The sequence below is a fragment of the Estrella lausannensis genome, assembly GCF_900000175.1.
Classification (GTDB): Bacteria; Chlamydiota; Chlamydiia; order Chlamydiales; family Criblamydiaceae; genus Estrella; species Estrella lausannensis.
The window spans coordinates 137,087-158,426 of the sequence record NZ_CWGJ01000001.1 but is presented as its reverse complement, the minus strand read 5'-3'; the positions used below and the strand labels follow the sequence as shown (position 1 = coordinate 158,426).

Here is a 21,340-nt window from a genome sequence, read left to right as displayed (position 1 = left end):
CAGCAAGACTCTTTGAGGCTGTCTATCAGTCACATGGTATTAGCTGTGACTGATTTAGATTTATTTTTATGGCGGATTAGTGTAAAATTTTTACGCATGATTTGAGGGAATGTATGTCATCGCAAAAAATCGGCCTTCCGCTTTTCATCCTGTGGCTGTCGCATTTTTTAGTGGATTTCATGATAGGGGTGTGGCCTGTCTACAAAACAATTGCTGAGTTGGATTTGGCCGTTGTTGGAATAATGACAGCTGTGTGCGTCATGACAGGAGAGGGGTTGCAGCTGTTGTTTGGACAGATGTCTGACAGAGGGTATCGCAACACTTTGATCGTATTGTCCCTTTTATGTGTCTCCGCTCCCTGTTTTTTCCCTTTTGCTTCCGGTCTGGTCTCGCTTTTTTGCATTCTGCTCATCGCCAGCATAGCCTCGGGTGCTTTTCACCCGGCGGCTGTCAGCCTTGCAGGGTCTTTCAGTAAAACAAAGAAAGGCATTCTGATTGCGATTTTTGCATCGGGAGGCTCTCTTGGAATGGCTGTCAGCCAGCTTGGATATACTTTTGCCTTAAATTCCCTGGGTGGCAACACCTGGGTTTTAATCCTTCCCTTTATCCTCCTATCACTCAGCGTGGTCTACTTCGGCCTTCTGCCAAAAACGGAGAAAAAAGAGGGGCGGGGAGGGATTTCCCTGAGCACCTTGCGCGATTTTTTCAGGCACAGGGAGCTTTCGCTCCTCTACTTCCTGCAGCTGTCCAGCCAAACTGTCGTGTGGGCATTTATTTTTCTTCTCCCTGATATTTTAAAAGCGCGAGGTTATGAAAACGGCATAGCCCTTGGGGGAGGTCATTTCTTCTATTGCATGGGAGGAGCTCTGATGATCATACCCAGCGGATGGCTGGCCGACCGTTTCTCCTATAAGAACGTACTCATCACAGCCTGCTCTTGCGGAGCGCTCCTTTTTTACTCGGTTCTTTTCTTCCGGGATCTGGACCCTGTTTTTCTCGCAGTCGCCTTGACCTTGCTGGGTGCTTCGATCGGAGTGATCAACCCTGTCTCGGTAGCTTATGGTTATAAACTAATGCCGGAAAAACCGGGTGTTGTCAGCGCCATGCTCATGGGTTTTGTCTGGATCATCGCGGAAGGCGTTGGGCAGGGAGGCAGCGGTCTTCTCACCAAGCTTTTTACAGATGATGCGCCTGCTAAATCGATGGCCATTTTGGGACTGGCTTTCCTGATCGCCATTTTCGCTGGAATATTGCTCCCCGGTAAACGAGAAGAGGTGGCCGAGGAACCTGTAACGCAGGTGCTTGCCTAGACATTCAGAAAATCTTCTTTTAAATTAATTTTAGAAGAGATAAAATATTCTTATTTTTAAAAATAGATTTTTATGGCTCTTGTTTTTTTATTATATGCTCTCTTTGCCAGTGTCTTTGTAATTGCCAAGTTCGGGCTAGAATATGCCTCTCCCTTTTTCTTGGTCGGAAGCCGTATGTTCCTCGCCGGAATCCTTATTCTGGCCTATCAGTGGTATAAAAATCCTGAGAAACTCGATATCCGAAAAGATTGGCTTCCCTTTCTGAAGCTGGCTCTATTTAACATCTACCTGACAAATGTGTTCGAGTTTTGGGGCCTTAAGTATCTCACGTCTTTTAAAACCTGCTTTATCTATAGTCTCTCCCCCTTTCTGTCGGCCTTGTTATCCTATTTTATCTTCTCTGAAAAACTGTCGCTGAAGAAGTGGCTGGGACTTGTCGTGGGCGTTGGAGGCTTTGCGCCGATTCTTTTCGCACAAGGGCAGGAGGAGCTTCAAGGTGGTCTCCTTTTTGTCTTTTCCTGGGCGGAGCTCTCTGTCTTGATGGCAACGATCTGCAGCGTGTATGGCTGGATCTTACTACGTGTCGTTGTGAATGAAAGACAACACTCTCCCATGATCGCCAATGGATTTAGCATGCTTGCAGGCGGTGCCATGGCACTAGTACACTCCTACATAAGCGAGGATTGGAACCCCTACCCAGTGCAGTCGTGGCTGCCCTTTATTGAAGCGGCGCTTGCGCTGATCGTTATCTCCAATTTGGTCTGCTACAACCTTTACGGATATCTTCTGAAGCGCTTCTCAGCAACGTTTATGTCGTTTGCCGGCTTTACCACACCCATATTCACAGCACTTTTCGGTTTCCTCTTCCTCGGTGAAGAGGTGACGACACCGTTCATCGCCTCTGTCGGAATCGTCTTCGTAGGACTTACGATTTTCTACCAGGAAGAGCTGGCGGTCCTGGCGCGGGAAAAGAGGCAAAAACAGCTTCAGGAGGCTGTATAAAAGATATTCTTGAGAGGAATATTCAGTTTTAAGAATTTGTCTTGAAGCTACGTCGTATCATTAGTTTGCTCTATTTGGCGTAAAGCCTTAGGCTGCAGCAAAGCATACCTATTTGAGTTTCAAGACCGGCTCCAATGCCATGAATCCAGAAAGAAAAATCCGTATTTTTGACACTCGCCCCGAGGGATTTGAGGAAACAGCTGCAGTTGCCGCCGCTCACGTGGTCTCTGACGGAAAACTTCTATTGCTTGAAGGGGCGGAAGGGAAAGGGAAGGCCGGCTTTTTTGCTCCCCCGGCTGGCAAGATGGAAGTAGGTGAGACACCTCTAGAGACCCTTGAAAGGGAATTGTTCGAAGAGACGGGGATTCGACTTGTCAACGGGGTCTGTCCCAGACTGCTGTTTACACTCTATATCAGTAAGAGAGATATCGATTATCTCTATCACTGCTTTGAAGTTCCATTTTTGAAACCACCCTCTATTACCCTCTCTCCTGAGCATCGCAGCTATCGCTGGGAAACCCCTGAAGCAAGTGCACATCTGCCCCTAATTGAAGGTGGTAAGGTTATTTTAGAAAGATATCTGCGCTGCTCTCCTGCCTTCTCACCCCGTGAAATTGGCTAAAATCTGTTCCGAATAAATTAATTCAAATCTTTTCAAAAAAAGATTGTCTTGATCTCTCTCTTTAAGTATAAGAACTTGGTTAAGAAGTATTATTATACTTGGCTAAGTTTTGTTTTGTGTTACAAGCGCTTGATATTGTGTTGTTTGCAAAGCGCTGAAAGTCTGGATCCCAAGCGGGAAATTGAGAGTGGTTATGGTTGCTTCAAAGGCCGATGGCGACAATTTTTTAAGTTTCGACCAGGAAGTATTTGTTAAAGAGCTTACAAAAGTCATCCAATCTTTAGTTCCGCGTCTTGACCGGGTTGTTAATTCGTACGTGCGATTTAATCTCTTCTTTCTTCTTTTACTTTCCACCGAAGTTTCGCTTTTGCTCGGATTCTTCGGTTTTCTTTTACAGTCCTCGCTTGTCGCGATTGCCCTGTCTTTGATTTTTCTGACCGTGTTTTCCTATTTTATACTGAAGACATATCTTATCGCCAAAAAGCCGGAACAGTTTGATGATTTTGTTGAACGGTTTGCCCGGGGCGCAGAAAGCCTGATCAAATACCGGGAGGGAATACCCGAGCATCACTATGCTCTTGCGACTGCCTTTAGTAAAATGGCAGCAGCGTTGAACAGGAGGGAGTATGCATTCTTTAAGCCTCCCATGATTTTCAGTGCTTTTTCACCAACCTGCGAAAAAATTAGCTGCAACCTTTTTTGGCAGGACTTCCATCAGATGAAAGAGATGCTTCTCAAGCGCTCAATCGAAGAGCATCTGAAGCTGATCCGTTGTGAGCCGACCAATCTGGAGGTACACGCATCTTTGGCAAGCGCCTATATCAACCTTTCGAATCTCTACCATGACCCAAGGGAGTCGGAAGGATACGACAGCGAGATATGGATCCCGGCAAATAAATACACTCCGGCTCTTAAAGAAAAATTCAGCCTAATCGCCAAAAGGGCAATAGAGGAATTTAAAATTTTGGAGAGCTATGCTCCGAACGATACTTGGGTTCACTCACAATTGGCCTACAGCTATCACGATCTGAACATGCCGCTTGAAGAGATCGGGGAGTGGGAGGCGATCATCAGGCTTAGACCCGACGATAAGGAAAGTCTTTTCAAATTGGGCAAACTCTATTTCTCGCAGGGCATGAATGGAAAGGGGCTTCGGATATATGAGGAGCTGAGAGCGTCAAATTATACAAAAGCCGAAGAGCTGATTAAGTATTACGGTTCATGGAATTCGATTTAAATTTTGTTCGTGATTTGAAACAGTAGACTGAAAGTGTCTCAAAATTTGGCTTTGTCTAACCCCTCATGTTGATTTTTGAGGTACTTTCGATATAAGTCATTTCATGCTTCTAATATTAGCTGACTTGTGATCTTTTGGTTCTGAGTCTTTCGCAAAGTTTCCAGGCCAAATTTTGAGACACTTTAGGTATAACTCAAATATATTGCTTAAAGAACACCGGCCTGACGTGGTTTGTGCGGTGGGCGATTTTTTATCGAAATGCAGGTTGTATTATGGACGAAAGCGGTCACGCCGATCAAAATGATGCTGAAAATTCAAATGTTCAGGTTGCAAAGAGGCGTTCTCCCTATAGCCTTATCCTTCTCCTTCTTTTGTTCATAGGAGGTGTTTTTACCTATTACAATTGGTCCCAGGAAGAAGATGAACTTCTGAAAACTGCCAAAGAGTATCTGGAAACAGTCAGGACGGGGAATTTAACAAATGCCTACTACACTTATACCTCGGCAGGGTTTCAAAAGGAAACATCCCTGAAAAATTTTGTTGCCTCGGTGAAGGGCAACCTGCTCTTTGAGAAGATGGGCTCTTTGCACATCCAATCCAATGAAGCGGCAGAGGGTAAAGGCACGCTGAAGGGGTTTATCACAACTACAGATGGATTTCAGGCCCCTTTCACTCTTTGGCTTGTCAAGGAAGATGACGAATGGAAAATCGACCGTTTTGAGGCAGGCGCTTCTGTTAAAGCCCTAGAGAAGCAGAAAGTGTTGGAAGAGGTGAGAGTGCCGATAATGGCCCAGTTGAGGGCTATAAGAAACGGTGCTTTGGATAACGCCTATTTTGAGGAAACGGCCGACGAGTTTAAATCAGCGACTCCGATCGATAATTTTAAACGATTTTTAGGTTCGTTTCCCGAGATTCAGGAGAGCCGCCATGAGGAGTTTATAGAAGTCAACTCAAGAGGGGGGCAGGCGACGGTGGAGCTTGCCGTCTATACACCCTCGAAAAGCATGAAATTAGTCTATGAGATGATTCAGGATAAGGGCAGATGGAAAATTTTCAGTATGCAGGTTCTCCCGGTTGAGAACCCCAAAGAGATATCGTCCGAGGATTTGCAAAGTATTGAAAGAGCCGTTCAAAAACAGCTCGCCCTTCTCTCATCGGGAAAGTTGGAAGAGGCTTACGAGTTGACCAGCAAAGCGTTTAAAGCCGGCACTTCAAAGATTGAATTCGACTCCTTTATCAAAGAACATCCCTTTTTCGAAAAAAACGAGGGATCGAAAACAAAGAAATGGATCGACCGCAATATTGGGAAAGCTCTTGTCGAAATTCAGGAAGCTGGAGACGTCTACGCAGTGGATTTCACTCTTTTTAAAGAAAATGACGAATGGAAAATTTGGGGAATGGAAGTCAGGCAAGTTCTGGAAGATGGGCAGCCTAACGCTGAAGAAGACCAACGTTTCGTTTCGCATCTGCTGAGAGTCATCCAGGAGGGGAAGCTGCAAGAGGCGTACGATCTTTCGATGGCCCAAGATTTTAAGAAGGTCACATCGTTTGAAGAGTTTAAGAATTTTGTCGAGGTGTCCCCTTTTTTTAAGTCTTCATGGACTGCCAAGCTGTTTGAAAGGGCAACACTTAATGATAAGGCCATTGTCAAAGTCGAGTTTGTCTCAGGCGAAGAGAGTTCCCCCGAGGTTTTGGAATTTGATCTAGTCAAAGAAGAGAGCAAATGGAAAGTCGTTGGAATCAAAGTGCTTGATATTTCCAGTGATGACAGCGAGGAAGAGGTTGAAGGCGCTAATCTGGATCTTGCCCTGGAACTTTTAAATGGCGAGAAGTCGGCGCAGGGAACTTATAGAGTCAAGAGCTCCCTCAGCACCCTGCAGGCCATCTTGAATTTTGAAGGGGCGGCAAAGGGAGAAGTGCTGGGAATACAGCTGATTCATCTCGAGAGCGGGCATCGCTTGGGTGAGAAAAAATTTGTGCTGGATAAAGGGGGAAAGGGTTCATTGCCTCTCTTCATCACCATCCCTGATGGGAGCCTGGCTACCGGCAAGTACGAGTTGCTCATCTCGGACAGAAGAGGCAAGCACAGCTTCTTGATTGAATCAATGCCATAGGAGAAGTTGAACTTATGAAATCGATACTTCATCTCCTACTGGTCCTCGCTTGCTTAGTGTCTTCGGGGAGCTCCTCGGCAGACGCCTACTATGATACCTATGGAATTTTACATACAGTCGATGAAGTGATCATCGGCATACGAGAGGGGGATCTCTACGAAGTTTACTCCTCTTTGACAACACCCAATTTCAAAAACTGCATGTGCTTTTCCGATTTTCTTCTTTTCCTCTCCAACGTTCCTGCCTTGAGGGAGAATAAAACAGTGCGTATGGGGGTGACCAAGGCAAACGAAACGCGCGGAGTCTATGAGGGCGAGATTGGCTCGAAGGAAGGGGAAAAAATGGCTATCCACATTGATCTGGTAAGAAACAGAAAAAAATGGCTCGTCGAGAGTATAGTAGCCTACCCTCTCTATAAAAATGATGCGCGTTATTAGTGACGGATTATGTTCAAAGCACCTTAAAATTTAGCTTTCTCTTTGCCAACCCCCAAATTTTGAGACACTTCGGTATATTTCATGAACCATGAAGAGCTACAAAAATACCTCCATGACAATATCCCCCTTACCAGATGTATGAAGGTGCAAGTGGAAATGGCGTCATTAAACCGGGTCGTTCTTACCGCTCCCTTGCAGGAGAATATCAATCACAAAAAAACGGCTTTCGGAGGCAGTCTGCATACCATCGCTACGCTCTCTTGCTGGAGCCTTGCATTTTTGAATTCCGTAACCTTAAGAGGAAAGGCTGATCTGGTTATCTCCGAAAGCCACATCCTCTATCTTCGGCCGGTAACTTCCGACATCATTTGCATAGCCGCACAGGACGATAGTAAAGTTTGGAAGCGCTTTGAACAGGGTTATTTAAAGTTTGGCAAGAGCCGTATACGTCTTTCTGCGAAAATTTTCCAAGACGGCCATCTCGCTGTCGACTATAATGGTGATTTCGCAGCAGTAAAAGTAGCTGTTTAGAAGACTGTTCACAAACTCAATTAGGCAGCAAAGCGTACCTATTTGAGTTTTAATACAGGCTCTTAGGCCATGTCATCAAACTTTAATCCAAACAACAAGTCATGCACATTTTTTCGGGTACATTCAAAAGAAGAGTTTTAAAAACTCCCAGGGGAGAGAGCACAAGGCCAACCACAGGCATGGTCAGACAGGCTGTCTTCAATATGATACAACACTCCATTGAAGGGGCTAAGTTTCTCGATCTTTTTGCCGGCAGCGGAGCGATGGGGCTTGAAGCGCTTTCCAGAGGGGCTGTTAGCGCCGTTTTGGTGGAAAACGGCAAGTATGCCGTCAATTGCATCGAAGATAATATTAAAAGCCTTGAAGTGGTTTCCAGGGCCAGGCTGATTCGCAAGGACTGCCTCAAGGCGATTAAAAGTCTGGCGGAAGGGGGCGACTCCTTTGATTTTATCTACGCCGACCCACCCTATCTGGAGGAGTCAAAAAATGGCCTGCTCTCTCATGAGGTGCTTAAAGCCGTGGCTTCCGGCTCCCTTCTTAAAAAGGGAGGGCTTCTAATCATCGAGGAAGATAGAAAAGCCTCTTTAGATGAGGTGGAAGGGCTAGGGCTGCAGTTTGTCGAGATGCGCCCCTTTGGCAAGAGCGTTCTCTATATTTTTCAAAATACGTAGAATATCAATCCTTGAACAGATCCTTGGGGTCTTTCTTTTTGATGTTTCCCGTGGAGCCAAAGAGCTTGCTTTCGATGTCTGAAACGGAGTTTTTTTTCTCCCTCACCGCAAACAAGGGGGAGAACTCTTCGCAAAAGTTGGGGGCGTCTTTCTCTTTGACCGGCTCGATGTCAGGAACATCGCAGTCGTTTGGAGCTCCCCTTTTGTAGTGCCGGCAGGCCAGGCATGAGTGCAGGGATCTTAAACACGCTGGACAAACGGCTCTGAAGGGGATTTTGCCGCCTGTCATTTCACTCTCCACGGACTTGCCGCAGCCGTAGCATATTGGAGGGGTCATGGTTTATCCTTCAGTTTACCTTTGATTTCGATGGCGAGAGGCTCTTTAGGGTTGATTGAAAGCGCCTTTTCAATCGTCTCTTTTGCTTTTTCCGGTTCATTCATCTGCAATAAAATTTTGCCTTTGGTGGACATTAACTCGGCATTATTGGGATTGACAGCGATAGCATATTCTATAGCAATCAGCGCATTTTTTAGGTCGCCAAGATCTAAGTACACTCTTGAAAGCTGGCCGAAATAGGAGGCGTTCTGCAGGTTATAGGGCTTTCCCTCCTCGAGAGTCGTTTTCGCCGATGAGAGGTCTTTCAGAAACCGGTAGAAGGCCGCAAGGATTTGGGAAGCGAGGCCGTAGGAGGGATCGAGACCGAGCGACTTGACGATGGATGATTTGCCGGCCTGTCTCAACCCCTCATACCAGAGCACGATTCCCTTGAGCAGAAAGATCTCTGGCAGCTCCTTCAGTTCATTCATTTCCTCCAGAACCTTATTCGCTTCTTTCAGATCCTCTTCAACACCGGCTCCGCTGCGGATTTCAAGCAGGACAATGTTGACCAGCATACGCAGGTATGACAATTTAAGGGTCAGGTTTGTCCCGCCGTTTATTCTCTCTTTGATTAAAGCTGTCTTTTCTTTAAGAAGCGAGAGTCTGTCTTCTCTCTCTTCTAGAAAAAGAGTAATCCTGGGATTGTCCGGTTCCAGAAGAGCCCCTTTTTCCGCGGCGCCGATCGCCTCTTCCATCTTGGATTGCCTGGCCAAAAACTCGGCGTAGGTCAAAAGCCCCTCCCCAGTCGATTCGAAGATGGGCATATTCTCCTTAATGATCGATTCCGCCTTGTCATACTGGAGAGTGTAGATCAAGATCTTGACGTAATTGACGACAAAAGCCGGCTGAGTCAGACTGACGCTTTCACCGAGCAGATCTTTCGCGCGATCACCCTCTCCGAAATAGGCAAAAACCGCTGCCGCAGCCACCTTCTCTTTCAAAGGAGCATCAAGGATCAGTTTACCCTCCTTTGCGGCCTCGTCTTTGTTTGCAGTTCTGAAAAGACATTCAATCAGCAGCGGTTCCAGATTTTTTGTTAGCCGCTCCTCCAGGGGAATGCCTGAGAGAACCGCTTTTGCGATATCAAACCGCCTGACATAGAAGGCAGCTTTTGCGTAGGGGATTTTTTCTGCATCCTGAATTTCTTTATCGCGTTGAAAAGCAACAAACGCATCTGCGGCCTCCCCTCTCTCGAAATTTGCGTTGGCTGTCTCTTCTTCACAGCTGGCGGAACCGGCAAAAAGGAAAAGCAGGAAGCTAAAAATTACCAAGAACATAGGATTATAAACTCAAAACAAGGGTTTTAACAGAGGCTTTTCCTTGAGTTTTGTCCTGAAACCCGTTTTTTGCGAGGATATGGAGCATGCCGCTGTTTTCTTCGAGGACGTCAGCAGCGATGGTTTTCCATCCCTCCTTTTTGGCAATCGCGATCAGTTTGGGCACAAGGATGCTGCCAAGCCCCTGGCCGTGCCAGGCGTCTTTGATGATCAGCGTTAATTTTCCCTCTTTCAATGTCCCCACCCTGGAGAGTCTGCCAACGCCAACGATTTCCTTTTGGGATGAGCCGCTTTCGGCCACAATGGAAATCTCTTGGTCGAAGTCATTGAAGCAAATCTTGATCAGGCGCTCGTGTGCGATGCGGCTGTCTAAACTGAGAAAACTGAAGTAGCGCTGCCGGACGCTGTTTTCCGAGAGGTCTTTATGGAACGCGATGATCATCGTTTCGTCTTCGGGCCTGATGGGGCGCAGCCTTAGGTTTGTACCCGATTTCAACGACACCTCCTCAATATATTGCTTAGGATAGGGACGGATAGCCGAAGGAGGAGTGGCTCCCTCATTTTTGCTGTCGTCATGCAGAACCACGCGCGCATCCAGGGCGATGATCTCCTCTCCAGAGGCAATCAGGGGGTTGATGTCGCACTCTTTGATCCTGAGGTTTTCTGCGACCATCTGGGAAAAGTGGACGATCAGGTTTGCCATCTCATCAATGTTCACCGGTTGTCTTCCCCGATATCCCTCAAGAGCTTTGGAAATTTTTGTTTTCGCGATCAGTTTTTTGGAGAGGTTATGAGTCAGGGGCGGCAGGCCGAGCGCCTTATCGCGATAGATCTCAACGAGCTCTCCTCCCGTTCCAAAGAGGACGATCGGGCCGAATTGCGGATCGCTCATGGATCCCAAGATGAGTTCAAACCCGGAATGCTTGACCATTCTCTGCACCGTAACCCCTTCAAATGCCCCGGGTTCGGCTTTTTCAGCTCCGGAGCGGATTTCCCCGAATGCTTTTCGGACGCTTTCAGGATCTTTAAGGTTGAGTTTGACCCCTCCGACATCGGTCTTGTGTGTGATTTTTTTAGACAGCAGTTTCAACACACAAGGGTATCCTACCTCGCTGGCTTTTTGAATCGCCTCCTCTTCGCTTAGCGCGATCAGGGTGATCACAGTCGGTATCCCATAAGCTTGCAGCAGTCTTTTGGATTCCTCTTCTGTCAAAAGCGCTCTTCCCGCACCTCTCACCTCATCGATGATCTTGATCGCAATATCTTGTCTTGGTTCCTTTGAGGTGTGTCCTTCATCGGATAGGGTCGGCGTCTCGTACAGGGCGGAGAGATTTGAGGTGTAGCTCCACATTTTTGCAAACGAGCTTGCCGCATCGTCGGGATAGGCAAAGGTGGGGATGTTGGCCTGATTCAAAAGGCGCATTCCCTCTTTTACGGAGCTTCCTCCCATCCAACTGGCAATGATTGGCTTGTCTTGAATGTTGGCAAAGTGGCGAAGCGATTCGGCACAGCCTGTCGGATCGGTCATATCCTGCGGCGAGAGAATCACGAGCAGGCCATCAACCGACGGGTCGTTTGCGACAATGCTGACTGATTCGAAATACCGTTTGGGGTCAGCGTCCCCCAGAATATCGATGGGATTACCCCGGCTCCAGGCTTTCGGGAGCAGGGGGTCGAGCTTCTTCACCGTTTCATCCCCGATTTTGTCGATCTTCACGCCGTTCAGCACAGCAGCGTCCGTGGCGAGAACGGAGGGTCCGCCGGCGTTGGTGATGATGCCAAGGCGGGGGCCTTTGGGAAGAGGTTGTTTGGCAAGGAGCGACGCCATATCGAAGAGTTCGGATATCGTGTTTACCCTCAATACCCCAACTCTCTCAAGCGCAGCTTCAAACACGTCGTCGCTTCCGGCGAGAGATCCTGTGTGCGATGCGGCGGCCTTGGCGGCTTGCTGCGACCTGCCTCCCTTGATGACGATGATCGGCTTTTCTAGAGCAATCTCTCTCGCAGCCGAGAGAAAGTTGCGGGGATTGCCGATTGTCTCCATATAGATCAGGATACTGCGTGTGTTAGGGTCGTTACCAAGGTAGTGGATCAGGTCGCCCCAGCTTACGTCGCACATGGAGCCTATGGAGACGAAGGCGGAGAAGCCGATTTTCTCCTCGAAACTCCAGTCGAGCACTGCCGTACACATGGCCCCTGACTGGCTGATGAAGGCCAAGTTTCCAGGCTTTGCGATCCCTTTGGCAAAGGTGGCGTTTAGACCTGTGATTGGATTCATCAGTCCGATGCAGTTTGGCCCGATGATGCGGATACCGCTTTTCAGGGCGATCGAAAGAATTTCCTCTTCCAGCTTAAGCCCTTCCTGCCCGGTTTCTTTAAATCCGGCGGAGATGATGATAACCGACTTGCAGTCCGTGTCAGCGATCTCCTTCATGATGGAGGGCACTGTTTTGGCGGGAGTGGCGATGATGGCCAGATCGATAGGTTTGGCAATCGCTTTTAAACTCTTGTAGCACATTAGGTTGAAAACAGAGTCCCGTTTCGGATTGACGGGGTAGATCTCTCCTTTGTAGGTGGCAATCAGGTTCAAAAGAAGTGTCCTGCCCACCGATCCAAGATCATCTTTGGCACCGATGAGGGCGACACTGGCCGGATGGAAAAAACTCTTCAGCGGCTCGTCCTGAAGACCGATGAAATTTTGCGAAGGATCGGTGTGTTGCATGGTTCTTCCTCTGTTTTATACCGAAAGTGTCTCAAAGCCCACATGCCAAGTTTTGAGATACTTTCGGTATACCCCAGTTTACCCATCGGGTCATTTTTCCCAAGGAAAACCCAAGAGAAATTTTGAGATACTTGTGGTATAATAGATCTGTCAAAAAAGAAGAACCTATCCCAATAAAATTTTCATTTCCTTTTTTTAGAGTATAATTCGGGGATTCTAAAGTATAAATTTAAGAAAAAGTGAATGAATCAAAAATGGCTTGCTAAAAATTTATGATTTTTGGCTAATCTAAAGTTTAATAAGGTGTATTGTATTTAACGATTTGTCCTAAGAAGGGAGCTAAAGAAGCAGCCTATGTATAAGCCAACGATTCTACTGATAGAAGATGAAGAAGACATCGCCTCCCTGATCAAATTGCAAGGGGAGATGTCCGGCTACAAAGTCCATGTTGAAGTCGATGGACTCAACGGCCTTCTTGCTGTCAAACGGGAAAAGCCCGACTTGGTCATCTTAGACCTGATGCTCCCGGGACAAAGCGGACTGGATGTGTGCCGGAAGATGAAAAATGATGACGAGCTGAAAAACATCTCTGTGATCATGATCTCGGCCAAGAGTGAAGAAATTGATGTGGTGCTCGGCCTTGAATTGGGTGCGGACGATTATGTGACAAAACCCTTCTCGCCGAAGGTGCTTTTTTCCAGAGTCAGAGCCGTTCTTAGAAGGGCGCAAGAGCAGGAAAAGGCTCCCAAGCAGATAGCTTTTGGAAACTACACGATGGAAGTGGAACGCTACCTTCTCAAAAGGGGCGATGAGTCGATTTCACTCACTCTGTCTGAATTCGGCATATTAAAGAGGCTGGTCTTAAATCGTGGAAAGGTGCTGACAAGAAACCAGCTTCTCGATGATGTGCAAAATGACGATGCCTTTATTGTCGACAGGAACATCGACGTCCACATCGCGGCACTTAGGAAAAAACTTGGGCCCAACTTTAAATGGATTGAGACGGTGCGCGGCGTCGGCTATCGATTTAAGGAAGAGGATTAAAGCCTTTTTTAAGAGATTCGGTTATACCGAAAATTCTCAAAAATTGGCATGAGGGCTTGCTTAAAGCCCTCATGCCGAATTTTGAGAATTTTCGGTACAATACTCTCTAAAATTTAATTCAGAGGCTATTTCTGAGGCTTTCGCTTCAAGACGGCGTCCAGAACTCTTTTATCGAACACGATTCTTATCACCTTTTTTTCCCTGATCATCACCTGTCCGGGCTTTCCTTTGATGCGTCTTAAGTGTTTTTGCCTTGTCACTACCACATCGGCAGCACTTTTACCTTTCGCTTGGCTGAATTCGATGGCGAGGTGGGCAGCCTCTTCGATTGTTTTAGCATCGAGCTCTTCTTGCTTTTTTGTGCGGATCACGACATGGGAGCCGGCGAAGTCGCTTGCATGAAGCCAGAAGTCATGCGGAGAGGCTACTTTAAAAGTTAATTGGTCATTGTCTTGCCTGCTTTTCCCCACCAAGATGTGCAGTCCCCCCTGAGAGAGGTATTCCCGATAGGGGAGTTTTTCCCGGGGCGCCCTCGAGCGGCCCGCCTCTTTGCCAATATTTTTGTACAGGCTCTTAAACGAGGAGAGTTCCCTGAGGGAAGAGGCATCGCTGATGGCTTCGATCAGTTCTTTCGTTTCCTTAATCGAGAGGGCTATGACGAGACTTTTCGATTCAAGCTCTTCCAGACCGTGCTTAAGTCTTTTGGCGCTTTGAAAGGCCTTTTTCAAGGACTCTTCGCGGTCTCTTCCCATGAGAGAAATGGTAATCGTCCGGCCCGTTTCCCAGTCGGTCACATCGATCGCTTTTTGTCCTTTGACAACTTGATAGATATGGGCTTTTAGAAGGAGCGCCTCTTTCTCTTTCATTTGCCAGTCGAGGCAGCGTTTCCTTGAAGCCTCCAGATTCGCCTCGATTTTTTTAAGCGCGAGCATCCTCATTTTCGCATGTTCCAGCAGCGCTTCTTTCTCTTCTAAAAATTGGAATGTCTTGTCCAGTTCCTTAGACAAAGGGTTTTCATCAAAGGTGGGTAGTATCCAGGAGGGAGGTTTATAAGATCCTTTCGTTGACGAGCGCATTGAGAGCTTGATTGTCTCTCCCTGCAAGAGGAGCAGGTTCTTCCTCTTTAAGGAAAATTCGGCGACCAAGGTGAGCTCTTCTTGTTCTTTTTTAAGGCTAAAGAGGAGTGCGGGGCCTTCCTGTTTTACATCCAGGACAGAAAACCCCCTTGTCATTTCAGTCATTTCTTTAGAAAAAGCGTTCTGCTTTTGCGTTTGGCGCTCTGATAAATGGCACCTGAAGAAGCGCGGATGAAATGACAGCAGAAGGGCTGTTGAGTGGATGAAATGAATAAGGAGAGTCTCTTCCGTCAACAGGTTCAAGAAATTGATCTCCTTGCCTGTGATTGCATTACGTATTTCATCAAGGGGAGCCGGCACCCGATAATTTGCAGTCATATTCTTGTCCATTTGCCAAAAAAAGATTTTGCTGCCACAGTCTCTAACAACGAAGGAAGGAACCCGTATGAGATACTATAGCGCTTCCGTTTAAAGACAGTCTCTTAGAGCACTATATACTATCTGCTGGGGAACATTCCAAGCATCCGCTTTATAAAGAGGAATCCAATGAGCACAGATCTTCAATCTTCCAAAAAAACTGATGATGAAAACCCCCTGATCGCGGCAGCGCAAGGCATGAGCGAAGGCAAGCAGGAGGCGATGCGCGTCACTGAGGATGCGCGTGAAAAGGTGGGGCGCGAAAAAAGCATTGGAGGGAAGCTGTTCATCGGAGAATTCGATAAAAGCAAGGTGATGCCTTTTCCTATGCAATCGGCCGAAGATAAAAAGATAGGGGATGAGTTTATCGCAAAACTCGAAGCCTTCCTTGTGAAAAATTTGGATCCCGAAGAGGTAGATAGAACGAAGGAAATACCTGAAATAGTTCTGCAGGGGTTGGGCGAGATGGGTATTTTCGCCATGAAGATACCTAAGGAATATGGCGGGCTGGGTCTTTCTCAGACCAATTACAACCGTGTCGTGATGAAAGTTTCATCGTATTGCGGTGCAACGGCCGGTTTTTTTTCAGCTCACCAGTCGATCGGAGTACCGCAGCCTCTCTTGATGTATGGAACAGAAGAGCAGAAAAAAAAGTACTTTCCCAGGTTCCGTAAAGGCGAAATCTCCGCTTTTGCCTTGACTGAAGTGGATGTCGGATCAGACCCTGCCCGGATGGAAGCGACTTGCGACCTGTCCAGCGATGGTTCTCATTATATTTTGAATGGGACCAAACTTTGGTGTACCAACGGCACGATCGCCGATGTGATTGTCGTCATGGCTAAAACAAAGCCCAAGGTGATCAAAGGGAAGGAGAGAACTCAGATTTCGGCTTTCATCCTGGAAATGGACTCACCCGGTGTTGAAGTGACTCATCGCTGCGAGTTCATGGGGCTTGGAGGTATCTACAACGGAATGATTCGCTTCACGAACGTCAAAATCCCTAAAGAAAACCTGATCTGGGAAGAGGGAAGGGGCCTGGCGATGGCCCTGGGTACGATCAACGTAGGACGTCTTACGCTTCCCGCAGCCTGCACGGGGGGCGCTAAACAGTGCCTGTCCATCGCGAGGCGGTTTGGAAAGTCGAGGCACCAGTGGGGACAGCCGATTGGGCAACATGAACCGGGCAGGGAGAAAATCGCCTATATCGCGGCAACGACATTCGCGATGGAGGCCCTTACCTATCTGACCTCTGCGTATGCAGACGAGCATAAAATGGACATCCGCATCGAGGCGGCGATGGCTAAGCTGTTTTGCACCGAAAGTTTGTGGAAAATAACAGACATGACTTTGCAGCTCCGAGGAGGACGCGGCTTTGAGACGGCGCGCTCTTTGAGGGCGAGAGGTGAAGAGCCCTTCCCTGTGGAGAGAGCAATGCGTGATTGCCGCATCAACACCATTTTGGAAGGGTCATCGGAAATCATGAAGCTCTTTTTGGCAAGGGAAGCGATGGACCCGCATTTTGTGCGTCTTGGCGCGCTCATGAGCCCGAAGAGTTCAATCGGCGACAAGGTTACTACCGCCTTTAAGGCACTGCTCCATTATGCTGTCTGGCTCCCCAAAAATATGCTGTTTGCCTCTTCCACAGATTTTGAAGAAGCTAAAGAGTTAAAGCCGCATTTTCAGTTCATCGAAAAGGCGTCCAAAAAACTGGCTCATAGCTTATTCACAAGTATGATGAAGTATCAGGCTGGACTAGAGAAAAGGCAGCTTATTTTGGGTAGAATGATGGAAATCGGGACAGAGCTTTTCGCCATTGCCGCCGCCTGTTCTTTTGCCCTTGCCAAATCAAAGGAGCTGAACGGTGATAAAACCCCGATTGCTTTGGCCAACTATTTCGCCACGATTTCCGAAAGAAGGATCCAGGAGAGATTCCAGCTCTTAAAAGACAACGATGATAAAGAGACGAATGCGCTGGCCAAAAAGGTCCTTGCCGACGAGATGCGGTGGCTGGAAGAGGGAATTATCTGGATTGGTAAGAAGGAGTAACTGTTTTACTCTGAAACCCTCTAAAACCCTGACGTATCACATGAACTCTTCAGGCATTCGCTATAGATGGAATTCCAGAAGAAATCCTGGCTTGATAGCAATTTTAAGAAAGAGGGAGTGGCATTCAAGCTTTTCTTGCCGATGTAGTAGCCGGCGGCTTTGGCCATCGTATGCAGCAGGGCATAGGGAAGAGAGGCAGGGTTTTCCTTAGAGAGTGTGCCGATCAACCGCTTCACATAGAGTTTTCCAAGTTCCTCGTCGCTGCCCTGACAGTAGAGTTGTGTGGCGTAAGAGGCCCTTGCCAGTCCTGTGTCGAAAGAGCGTTGAAACTCTTGCTTGATGCTGTGGCTGTGGGAGTGGTGGACAAGTGCATCGGCAGCATAGGCTATACGCATCCCAAGACGCAGCATTTTGGCTACCGCCAAAGTATCTTCCCCTAAAAGAACCGGAGAAAATCCACCCGCCTGATCAAGTGCTTGATTGAGGTAGGCAGCACAAGAGTTGCTACAAAAAAAAGTGTAGATGCCAAACCGCTTTACATCTGCGATCGAGCGGATATGACTCTCATCCGGATAGTTGAATGAGCGCTGAAAGGCCTCTATCCGCTGGGCGTTTTTATGCGGCAACTGACGCGCGTAGGAGGCTTCGGCCTTGCCTTCTATCAGAGGCTGAATGAGTTTTTCCAACGCATCGGTAGATGCAAGATAAGCGTCGGGAGTCATGAAGATGGCAATATCTCCTCCAGCTCTTTTACGAGCAAGTTCCCTGGTCGCTCCGTGATTGAACTCGATTCGGGGAATGACAAACGTTTCCACTCCATAGCGCATCGCCTCTTCTACCGTGCCATCGGTCGAGGAGGAGTTTACTAGGAGGACACGCGGTTTAATAGTGGAAGAGAGGATCTTTGGAAGGCATTGGGGAAGATGGTGCTTTGCGTTGTGGGTGATTAAGATGACTGTGCTGCGCATAAGGAACCAGGTTGGTAGAGGCGTTGATACCAAAGGGTGTTCTCGTCAAAAAAGGCTTCTTCGTCAAATTGGAGTTTATCCCGGTCGAGAGGGTGTTTATTGACTCGGACTAAAGGTTCGTTAAAATCGGTTTGTTGCGCTAAAGCGGTATGACAGGGGAGGTTTAGCCTTTTTTTTGCCTCGAGAGCATATCGAAGGGTAAAATCACCCTGGCTCTCGCGGTAAAAGCTAGGCGAGAATCTTTCGTCGGCTTTTGAGGCGATAAAAGATTCAGCATAGTCGACGTAAGCGCTTGCCAGAAGAGGTGCCGGAACATTGTCCCGGACATAGTCCGGGGTTTTGACAATAGGTGTCTTTCCCTGCAGCCACTCTCTCATCAGATAGGAGGTAAAGCGATCTTCCTCATAGGGGCCAAAAGGGTTTGGTATGACAAATTTGCCTAGGAAGAATTCATGTCTTTGGCAAAAATAGCGAAACGTTTCATAGGTGAGGCCTTTGGAGAGTCCATAAGGGGACATCGCTTCAAGCTTCTGTGAGCCTTCCCCTTCCCCTCTTTCAAAGACGGACCCGGTGAGGATGATGTGCCTGCAACCTTTAGCTTCCAGTGCCTTCAGTACACCGGGAAGGTTGTATGTATTGGCCTCAAGCGCCCTGACATAGTTGAACTCAGGGCTTCTGTAGTCGGCAACGTCGGCTGCGTGGTGGCAAAAAAGGTCAATGGGGCCGGCTGTATCTTCGAGCGCCTTGAAAAATGCGGCTGCGCCAAACGAGATGCCTTCTTTGATGACTGCCGATTTCTTCAATCTGTCGACACGGCTTTTACGGATGCCGGAATAGGAGTTTAGATCCCGTTTTAAAAAGGCAATGACATCGTGTTCTCTTTTCGAGAGTGCTTCCGCAATCCACATCCCCGTAAAAGAGCTCGCTCCGGTCATTACGATGCGCATGCGGTTTTCTCTTTATCCAGGATAGGTTCAGAGGAGAAGTCGGGATGGGAGAGGTCTCTTTCAGAGATCACTGTCGGCTCGATCGGCCACTGAATGTTGAAGCGGGGGTCGTTGTAGCGAATGCCGCGCTCTTGCTCTTTTGAATAATACTCGGAGACGAAATAGATGATTTCCGAATCATCCTCCAGAGTGATGAATCCATGGGCGCAGCCGCGGGGGACAAAAAGCATCCTCCTGTTTTTTTGGGAGAGCACCTCGCCGTGCCATTGACCGAAGGTGGGCGAGCTCCTCCTCAGGTCGAGGACAACATCGAAAATGGATCCCTGGATGCAACGAACAAGTTTTGTTTCCTCGAATGGAGGAAGCTGGTAGTGCAGGCCCCTTAAGGTGCCTTTGTGCTTGCTGCCCGAGTTATTCACCTGAACGACTTTTTCTTCGAGGCCTTTGGATTGAAACTCGCGGCTGCAGAAGAGACGGGAAAAAAAACCTCTCTCATCGCCGAAAGGCTCTAGATCCACAGTAAACGCTCCCTCAATGGGCAGTTGGATCACTTTCATCGGAGGACCTCCATGCACAGCTTCTTGTCTTCAACCATGGAAAGGTAGCGATCGATCGAGCGCATCGACGCTTTGAGCATGGTGCTTTCCTCAAGTTTTTTGGGCATGACACTATACCACGTAAGGGTGTCTTCCAAGGCAGAATCGATGGAGTGGCGCGGCGTAAACCCTAAATGGGCTTTGGCTTTTTCTGAATTGAGCTGCAGGGTACTTTTTTCTTTGGGAGCTTGCGGCAGGCTGAGTTCGTTGACGCTGCCGCTGCCGTGCAGGCAAATCAGCTTGTTCGCGATAGCCTGGCATGTCAGGGCAGTAGGGTCTTTCGGGCCAAAATTAAAAGCGGTAGAAAAGTTGATAGGATCCTCAATAAGCTTTGCGCCCAGCATCAGATAACCGAATAATGGATCCAAAACGTGCATCCAAGGTCTTTGCATCCAAGGATTTCTTAAGGGAATGGGTCTGCCTGCCAAAAGGGCCCGGATGCAATCGGGAACCAGCCTGTTCGCGGCAAAGTCTCCACCGCCGATTACATTGCCGGCTCGGGCTGTGGCGACTCCAACATTGCGGCTTTTAAAAAATGAGGCGTGGTAGGACTTTGTCAAAAGCTCCGTCATCGCTTTGCTGGTGCTGTAGGGGTCTGATGCCCCCAGGGGATCGCTCTCGAGGAAGGGATGGCCCCTCTCGTCATTTTCGTACACTTTGTCTGTTGTAATCACTAAAACGCCCTGCAAGGAGCTAATCTGCCTTGCCGCCTCAAGCACGTGAGCCGTTCCCTGGACATTGACAGCGAATGTCTCAAGAGGGTTTTCATAGGAGCGTAAGACCAGGGGCTGCGCCGCCAGATGGAAGATGAATTCGGGCTGAAGCTTTAACACCAATTCCCGCAGAGCCGTTTCGTTTCTGATATCGAGGGTGTGGTGGCTGCTTACCAGCGTTTTAATTCCGGCCAGTTCAAAATGGCTGGGCAGGGTGGGAGGCGGCAAGCTGATGCCGCTTACCTGAGCTCCAAAATGGGAGAGGAGAAGTGTTAGCCATGATCCCTTGAATCCTGTGTGGCCGGTGATGAGGACTTTTTTGCCTCTGAAAACTCTTTTCAGTTCTGTTTCCATTCTTTGCTCTCTTTAGCGGGCATCAGGGAGCTTTCCACCGTATTCAGGAAGGGAAGCTTGGGCACCCAGGGAGCTTGTCCCGACTCCCAGAGCCTATTCAACTCGTCTCGGTCTCTTTGGGTGTCCATGCAGGCCCAAAAACCGCGATGCTTATACATGCAAAGCTCATGATCCCCTGCCAGCTTGGCAAGAGGGGCTCTTTCGAGTACACAGTCGCTTTTTTTGGTGAGATATTTTTCAAAAAACGCTCTTTTGAAGAAGAAAAAGCCTCCGTTAATCCATTTTTCCCGAAAGGCGGGTTTTTCGTTGAATTCGACGACCCGATCTTCCTCAAGAAGAATCTCGCCGAAGCGCGATGGCGGGTTCACTCCAAGCAGCGTACCGATTTTTCCGTGGGACAGGTGGAATTGCAGCTCTTGATGGAGATCGACATCGGCAAGGCCGTCGCCGTAGGTTACGGCAGCATTTTCGGCATCTCCGAGGTATCTTTCGGCTGCCATCGCCAGACGCGCCCCCGTCATAGTCTCTTCGCCTGTGTAAGCGACGGTAACTTCCCAATCCTCATCATGATGGGTCGAGTGGATCACGAGATTGTTGGACGCAAGATCAACGGTAAAGTCGCTGTGCATGGATGAGTAGTTAAGGAAGTAGGATTTGATGACTTCGCTTTTGAAACCCGTGCAGAGAATAAAACGCTTGAACTCAAACCTTCTGTAGAGGTGCATGATGTGCCAGATGATCGGATGCTTTCCGATCGGAACCATCGGCTTAGGCCTAAATTCTGTTTCCTCTTTAATGCGGGTGCCAAGCCCTCCGCAGAGGATGAAAACGGGAGTCTTTGACCGGGTATCCATGCAAAACCTCATCACGAGACGAT

Annotated in this window: 19 protein-coding genes; 10 read left to right on the top strand and 9 right to left on the bottom strand. The window is 48.1% G+C overall.

Annotated elements, in window-relative coordinates; all coding sequences use genetic code 11:
• The first annotated feature begins 113 nt into the window (after nucleotides 1–113).
• From ELAC_RS00640 to rsmD, 8 genes are all read left to right on the top strand, one after another.
• Nucleotides 114–1,310, top strand: coding sequence for an MFS transporter (locus ELAC_RS00640; protein WP_098037341.1), 1,197 nt, complete (start codon nucleotides 114–116; stop codon nucleotides 1,308–1,310).
• Between the two features lie 72 nt (nucleotides 1,311–1,382).
• The gene (locus ELAC_RS00635; RefSeq protein ID WP_098037340.1) at nucleotides 1,383–2,312 is read left to right on the top strand and encodes a DMT family transporter; all 930 of its coding nucleotides are present in this window, start codon (nucleotides 1,383–1,385) and stop codon (nucleotides 2,310–2,312) included.
• 112 nt (nucleotides 2,313–2,424) lie between these two features.
• A complete protein-coding gene (locus tag ELAC_RS00630) occupies nucleotides 2,425–2,934 on the top strand; it encodes an NUDIX hydrolase (RefSeq protein WP_098037339.1) in 510 nt (169 codons plus the stop codon).
• A gap of 193 nt (nucleotides 2,935–3,127) precedes the next feature.
• Nucleotides 3,128–4,171 (top strand): tetratricopeptide repeat protein, encoded by a 1,044-nt coding sequence (locus tag ELAC_RS00625; RefSeq protein WP_098037338.1) that lies wholly within the window; start codon nucleotides 3,128–3,130, stop codon nucleotides 4,169–4,171.
• A 272-nt stretch (nucleotides 4,172–4,443) separates the two neighbouring features.
• Nucleotides 4,444–6,285, top strand: coding sequence for a DUF4864 domain-containing protein (locus tag ELAC_RS00620; RefSeq protein WP_098037337.1), 1,842 nt, complete (start codon nucleotides 4,444–4,446; stop codon nucleotides 6,283–6,285).
• Between the two features lie 14 nt (nucleotides 6,286–6,299).
• Complete coding sequence (locus ELAC_RS00615; RefSeq protein ID WP_098037336.1) at nucleotides 6,300–6,722, top strand: hypothetical protein; 423 nt, start codon at nucleotides 6,300–6,302, stop codon at nucleotides 6,720–6,722.
• A gap of 81 nt (nucleotides 6,723–6,803) precedes the next feature.
• On the top strand, nucleotides 6,804–7,253 hold the full coding sequence (locus tag ELAC_RS00610) for a YiiD C-terminal domain-containing protein (RefSeq protein ID WP_098037335.1): 450 nt from the start codon (nucleotides 6,804–6,806) through the stop codon (nucleotides 7,251–7,253).
• 101 nt (nucleotides 7,254–7,354) lie between these two features.
• Complete coding sequence (gene rsmD, locus ELAC_RS00605; protein WP_098037334.1) at nucleotides 7,355–7,924, top strand: 16S rRNA (guanine(966)-N(2))-methyltransferase RsmD; 570 nt, start codon at nucleotides 7,355–7,357, stop codon at nucleotides 7,922–7,924.
• 4 nt (nucleotides 7,925–7,928) lie between these two features.
• On the opposite strand, the gene ELAC_RS00600 is transcribed toward rsmD, so the two are convergent.
• The 3 genes from ELAC_RS00600 to ELAC_RS00590 are packed head-to-tail and all read right to left on the bottom strand — an operon-like array spanning nucleotide 7,929 to nucleotide 12,302.
• A complete protein-coding gene (locus ELAC_RS00600) occupies nucleotides 7,929–8,261 on the bottom strand; it encodes a hypothetical protein (protein ID WP_098037333.1) in 333 nt (110 codons plus the stop codon).
• Entirely contained in the window at nucleotides 8,258–9,580 is a 1,323-nt protein-coding gene (locus ELAC_RS00595; protein WP_098037332.1) for a tetratricopeptide repeat protein, read from the bottom strand. Before ELAC_RS00595 ends, ELAC_RS00600 begins: the two co-directional genes overlap by 4 nt.
• Before the next feature lie 4 nt (nucleotides 9,581–9,584).
• Nucleotides 9,585–12,302, bottom strand: a complete 2,718-nt coding sequence (locus tag ELAC_RS00590; protein ID WP_098037331.1) for a bifunctional acetate--CoA ligase family protein/GNAT family N-acetyltransferase — start codon at nucleotides 12,300–12,302, stop codon at nucleotides 9,585–9,587.
• A 354-nt stretch (nucleotides 12,303–12,656) separates the two neighbouring features.
• Here ELAC_RS00590 and ELAC_RS00585 point away from each other — a divergent pair, with 354 nt between their 5' ends.
• Complete coding sequence (locus ELAC_RS00585) at nucleotides 12,657–13,346, top strand: response regulator (protein ID WP_098037330.1); 690 nt, start codon at nucleotides 12,657–12,659, stop codon at nucleotides 13,344–13,346.
• 125 nt (nucleotides 13,347–13,471) lie between these two features.
• On the opposite strand, the gene ELAC_RS00580 is transcribed toward ELAC_RS00585, so the two are convergent.
• Nucleotides 13,472–14,800: an NFACT RNA binding domain-containing protein gene (locus tag ELAC_RS00580; RefSeq protein WP_158227764.1), complete on the bottom strand. Its 1,329-nt coding sequence runs from the start codon at nucleotides 14,798–14,800 to the stop codon at nucleotides 13,472–13,474.
• 168 nt (nucleotides 14,801–14,968) lie between these two features.
• Here ELAC_RS00580 and ELAC_RS00575 point away from each other — a divergent pair, with 168 nt between their 5' ends.
• On the top strand, nucleotides 14,969–16,885 hold the full coding sequence (locus tag ELAC_RS00575; RefSeq protein ID WP_098037328.1) for an acyl-CoA dehydrogenase family protein: 1,917 nt from the start codon (nucleotides 14,969–14,971) through the stop codon (nucleotides 16,883–16,885).
• Between the two features lie 20 nt (nucleotides 16,886–16,905).
• On the opposite strand, the gene ELAC_RS00570 is transcribed toward ELAC_RS00575, so the two are convergent.
• The 5 genes from ELAC_RS00570 to ELAC_RS00550 are packed head-to-tail and all read right to left on the bottom strand — an operon-like array spanning nucleotide 16,906 to nucleotide 21,317.
• Nucleotides 16,906–17,853 (bottom strand): glycosyltransferase family 2 protein, encoded by a 948-nt coding sequence (locus tag ELAC_RS00570; protein ID WP_098037327.1) that lies wholly within the window; start codon nucleotides 17,851–17,853, stop codon nucleotides 16,906–16,908.
• Entirely contained in the window at nucleotides 17,832–18,800 is a 969-nt protein-coding gene (locus ELAC_RS00565) for an NAD-dependent epimerase/dehydratase family protein (protein WP_098037326.1), read from the bottom strand. Before ELAC_RS00565 ends, ELAC_RS00570 begins: the two co-directional genes overlap by 22 nt.
• Nucleotides 18,788–19,357: a dTDP-4-dehydrorhamnose 3,5-epimerase gene (gene rfbC / locus ELAC_RS00560; RefSeq protein WP_098037325.1), complete on the bottom strand. Its 570-nt coding sequence runs from the start codon at nucleotides 19,355–19,357 to the stop codon at nucleotides 18,788–18,790. Before rfbC ends, ELAC_RS00565 begins: the two co-directional genes overlap by 13 nt.
• A complete protein-coding gene (gene rfbG, locus ELAC_RS00555; protein WP_098037324.1) occupies nucleotides 19,354–20,463 on the bottom strand; it encodes a CDP-glucose 4,6-dehydratase in 1,110 nt (369 codons plus the stop codon). The genes rfbC and rfbG overlap by 4 nt, the downstream gene beginning before the upstream one ends.
• The gene (locus ELAC_RS00550) at nucleotides 20,448–21,317 is read right to left on the bottom strand and encodes a sugar phosphate nucleotidyltransferase (RefSeq protein ID WP_098037323.1); all 870 of its coding nucleotides are present in this window, start codon (nucleotides 21,315–21,317) and stop codon (nucleotides 20,448–20,450) included. Before ELAC_RS00550 ends, rfbG begins: the two co-directional genes overlap by 16 nt.
• Nucleotides 21,318–21,340 lie beyond the last annotated feature (23 nt).